3 protein-coding genes are annotated in these 4,406 nt (G+C 62.1%); 2 read left to right on the forward strand and 1 reads right to left on the reverse strand.

The features are described 5' to 3' along the window. Positions 1–211: 211 nt before the first annotated feature. Complete coding sequence (locus FEM54_RS25615) at positions 212–1,579, reverse strand: CYTH domain-containing protein (RefSeq protein WP_138453563.1); 1,368 nt, start codon at positions 1,577–1,579, stop codon at positions 212–214. Between the two features lie 158 nt (positions 1,580–1,737). Between FEM54_RS25615 and argE the strand changes: the two genes are divergently transcribed. Both argE and argA read left to right on the forward strand, forming a co-directional pair. Beyond that, positions 1,738–2,886 (forward strand): acetylornithine deacetylase, encoded by a 1,149-nt coding sequence (gene argE, locus FEM54_RS25620; protein ID WP_065931829.1) that lies wholly within the window; start codon positions 1,738–1,740, stop codon positions 2,884–2,886. A gap of 135 nt (positions 2,887–3,021) precedes the next feature. After that, entirely contained in the window at positions 3,022–4,320 is a 1,299-nt protein-coding gene (gene argA, locus FEM54_RS25625) for an amino-acid N-acetyltransferase (protein ID WP_017139545.1), read from the forward strand. The last annotated feature ends 86 nt before the right edge of the window (positions 4,321–4,406 follow it).

Raw genomic sequence — 4,406 nt, forward strand, 5'->3', positions numbered from 1 at the left:
GCCCCAGTAAAGGCACTGCAATTTTCCTGAAAGAACTCAGTGTCTGGGTTTGGGGCTGCTTCGCGGCCCAACGCAGGATAAGCCTGCTCGCCACAGGAGAAATCGGCTGCCTTCAGAAGTTGTGTAGATACCTATGCTCATCGCGGGCAAGCCCGGCTCCCACATTGGAATGCATTCCCCTGTGGGAGCGGGCTTGCCCGCGATAGCGATCTTACAGGCGCAGCAGGGTCTTCCAGGCCCGGTTCTGATACACCGCAATCGCCTGATGCATGCGCGCATCCAGCGATTCATCGGTGATCGGCTGGTTGGCCAGCAGCGCCAACTTGTTCAGTTCGCCGTACAAACGGTCCAGTTCCGGGATGTCCACCACGTTACGTGCGTGGTGCAGCCAGGCCTGGATGCGCTCGATGCGCGGCAGTTGCTCGGCCAGGTCTTCCGGTTGCTGCTGGTAGCGCGGCAGTTGCAGGGCGACGGCGTCGTCAGCCAGCAGGCGTGGCAGCCAGTTGGTGATTTGCGCGGCGCCCTGGCGGTTGCCACGCACATTGCGGTCGGTGGTCCAGGCGCGGGCCAGCAGCCAGCGCGAGGTGTTCAGCGAGAACAGGCCCCAACGCACGTCTTCAAGTTCTTCGGCAAACTGTTCCGGCGCGGCCTTGCGGATGTCTTCATCGTCGTCACCGGCCTGCACCAGTGGGCGCCAGTCTTCCAGCAACGCGTCCAGCGCACTGCGCAGTTCGCTGGTGGATTGACGCGGCGCGGCCTGGCCGAGGCTGCCGATCAGGGCGCGCAGCTCACCGAGGTTTTCGACCCAGTCCTGCAGCAGACGCCAATGACCGTTGAAACGGTATTGCTCAGCCAGACGCTGGCTGCTGCCCAACAGGTGCCACATGATTGCGGCGAAGGCATCGTCCAACGGCATCTCGGCGTGGATCTGCGGGGCCGGCAGGCTCAGCGAGTAGCTGCTGGCGTCGTACAGGCGGTAGCCGCGCTCGGCCTTGCTGATATCGCACGGCATCAGCGCCAGGGTCGCGGCCAGTTCGGCGGCCAGTTCCAGCAGGGCAGCCGGTTCACCTTCGCGCAGTTCCAGTTCCAGCTCGCAGATTTCTTCTTTCTGCTTGCCGACCACCACATGGCCCAGGTCCAGGGCGGCTTCGATCACCACCTTGGCCTTGCCACGGCCCCAGGCGATTTCGGCGCGCTCACGCACGAAATCGGTGGTGAAGATTGGCTTGAGGGTCTTTTTGTCCAGCTCGGCCAATTGCTCGGGCCAGCACTCGCCGTCGAGTTTCTTCACATCGAGCTTGGCTTTGGGCAGGTCCCAGTTGTATTCATTGCGTTCCGACAAGCCGGCGACGCTTTGGCCGCGGGTCTTGAGGGTCTGGATGATGTCGTCACCGTCCTTGCGCAGGCGCAGGGCGACTTTGGCCTGGGCCAGGTCGCGTTCAGGGGTGTCGAAGTACTGGTTCATCAACTCACGGCGTTCCCAGCCACTTTTGTTGCGTTTTTTCAGTAGCGGGTGCTCACGTAGCGCGGCGAGGGTTTCGCGGCTGACGCGGAGCTTGATTTCGGTTTCTTTCTGCATGGCCGGAAAATCCAGGATCGGGAGCGCAGCCGGGGAAATGTGTGGCTGCCAAGGTCGTGCAGTGTACAGGACTGAGCCCGGCAACGTGCCGCAACGGTTTATTGTGTCGTGCAGATGGTTCTATAGTGGGGCTCATCCGGGAAGTTGAGAGGCTGCGCATGCCGTTACCGTCCATGAAAGAGCAATTCGCCGCGCTGATTGCCGCGCCGTCGGTCAGTTGCACCCAAGCGTCTCTCGACCAGACCAACCGCCCGGTCATCGATCTGCTCGCCAGTTGGCTGGGCGACCTGGGTTTTGCCATCGATATCCAGCAAGTCAGCCCCGGCAAGTTCAACTTGCTCGCCAGTTTCGGCAGTGGCCCCGGCGGGCTGGTGCTGGCCGGGCATAGCGATACCGTGCCGTATGACGCCGCGCTGTGGAAGACCGATCCGCTTAAGCTGACGGAAGTCGACGGCCGCTGGGTAGGCTTGGGCAGCTGCGACATGAAGGGTTTTTTTGCCCTGGCCATCGAAGCCGTGCTGCCCTTGCTGGATCAGCCGTTCAAGCAACCTTTGCTGATCCTCGCCACCTGCGATGAAGAAAGCTCGATGTCCGGTGCTCGTGCACTGGCCGAGGCCGGGCGCCCGTTGGGCCGTGCGGCGGTGATTGGTGAGCCGACGGGGCTCAAGCCGATCCGCCTGCACAAAGGCGTGATGATGGAGCGCATCGATATTCTGGGCCAAAGCGGCCATTCGTCGGACCCAAGCCTGGGTCATAGCGCCCTTGAAGCCATGCACGACGCTATTGGCGAACTGCGTGGCCTGCGCCTGGCCTGGCAGCGTGAGTACCGCAACCCGCAATTCAGCGTGCCGCAACCGACCATGAACTTTGGTTGTATTCACGGTGGCGACAACCCCAACCGCATCTGCGGCCAATGCTCGCTGGAATTCGACCTGCGGCCGTTGCCGGGCATGGACCCGCAGGTACTGCGCGCCGCCATTCGTCAGAAGCTCGAACCCTTGGCGGAGCGTCATAAAGTCAAGATCGACTACGCACCGTTGTTCCCCGAAGTGCCGCCGTTCGAGCAGGCCGAAGATGCCGAGCTGGTGCGGGTGGCGGAACGATTGACCGGTCATCGTGCGCAAGCAGTAGCGTTCGGCACCGAAGCGCCTTATCTTCAGCGCCTTGGTTGTGAAACCCTGGTGCTCGGCCCTGGCGATATCGCCTGTGCTCACCAACCGGGCGAGTACCTCGAAATGTCACGCTTGACGCCTACAGTGCGTCTATTGCGGGAACTGATCGAGCATTACTGCCTGAAACCTGCATAAATTAACCCCTGCCTATTCGTACATAGAAGGAGAGCGAGCGTGTCGCCAAGCCTGTTCCGACGATAACCATCAGCCCGCTGTGCGCTTTCACGATTCATCCTTTTTTGGCTGCTTTTTATTACAGGCCCAGGTTTTATGCCCGAATACGTCAATTGGCTTCGTCACGCTTCGCCTTACATCAACGCCCACCGCGACTGCACCTTTGTGGTCATGCTGCCCGGCGATGGCGTGGATCACCCTAACTTCGGCAATATCGTCCACGACCTGGTGCTGCTCCACAGCCTGGGTGTGCGGCTGGTGCTGGTGCACGGTTCGCGCCCGCAGATTGAAACCCGCCTTGAAGCACGCGGCCTCACCCCGGCTTACCACGAAGGTTTGCGCATCACTGATGCGGCGACCCTGGAATGTGTGATCGACGCGGTCGGGCATCTGCGCATTGCTATCGAGGCGCGGCTGTCCATGGACATGGCCTCGTCGCCGATGCAGGGCTCGCGCTTGCGCGTGGCCAGCGGCAATCTGGTAACAGCGCGCCCGATCGGTGTACTCGAAGGCGTGGACTACCACCATACCGGCGAAGTGCGCCGGGTCGACCGCAAAGGCATCAATCGCCTGCTGGACGAGCGGTCCATCGTGCTGCTGTCGCCATTGGGTTATTCGCCCACCGGCGAGATCTTCAACCTGGCCTGCGAAGACGTCGCCACCCGCGCCGCCATCGACCTGGGCGCCGACAAGCTGCTGCTGTTTGGTGCCGACCTCGGTTTGCTCGATGAGCATGGTCGCCTGGTGCGTGAGTTGCGCCCGCAACAAGTGCCGGCGCACCTGCAGCGGCTGGGTAACAACTATCAGGCTGAGTTGCTGGATGCCGCCGCCGAGGCTTGCCGTGGCGGAGTAGGGCGCAGCCATATCGTCAGTTATGCCGAAGACGGCGCGTTGCTCACCGAGCTGTTCACCCGCGACGGTGGCGGCACGTTGGTGGCCCAGGAGCAATTCGAACTGGTGCGTGAAGCGGCGATTGAAGACGTCGGTGGCTTGCTCGACCTGATCAGCCCGCTGGAAGAGCAGGGCATTCTGGTGCGGCGTTCGCGTGAGGTGTTGGAGCGTGAGATCGAGCAGTTCAGCGTGGTCGAGCGCGAAGGCATGATCATCGCTTGTGCGGCGTTGTATCAGATCGCCGATTCGGATGCCGGTGAGCTGGCGTGCCTGGCAGTCAACCCGGAGTATCGCCACGGCGCACGCGGTGATGTATTGCTGGAGCGCATCGAGACCCGCGCGCGGGCCCAGGGTTTGAAGACTTTGTTTGTCCTCACCACGCGCACCGCCCACTGGTTCCGCGAGCGCGGGTTTGTGCCGAGCAGCGTGGACCGCCTGCCGTCGGCACGGGCCTCGCTGTACAACTATCAGCGTAATTCGAAGATTTTCGAGAAGGCCCTCTAGCTAAGACCAAGGGCTGGCTTATGTGGGAGCTGGCTTGCCTGCGATTGCATCACCTCGGTTTACCTGACAGACCGAGGTGCCCGCAT

The organism is Pseudomonas edaphica, from assembly GCF_005863185.1.
GTDB lineage: Bacteria > Pseudomonadota > Gammaproteobacteria > Pseudomonadales > Pseudomonadaceae > Aquipseudomonas > Aquipseudomonas edaphica.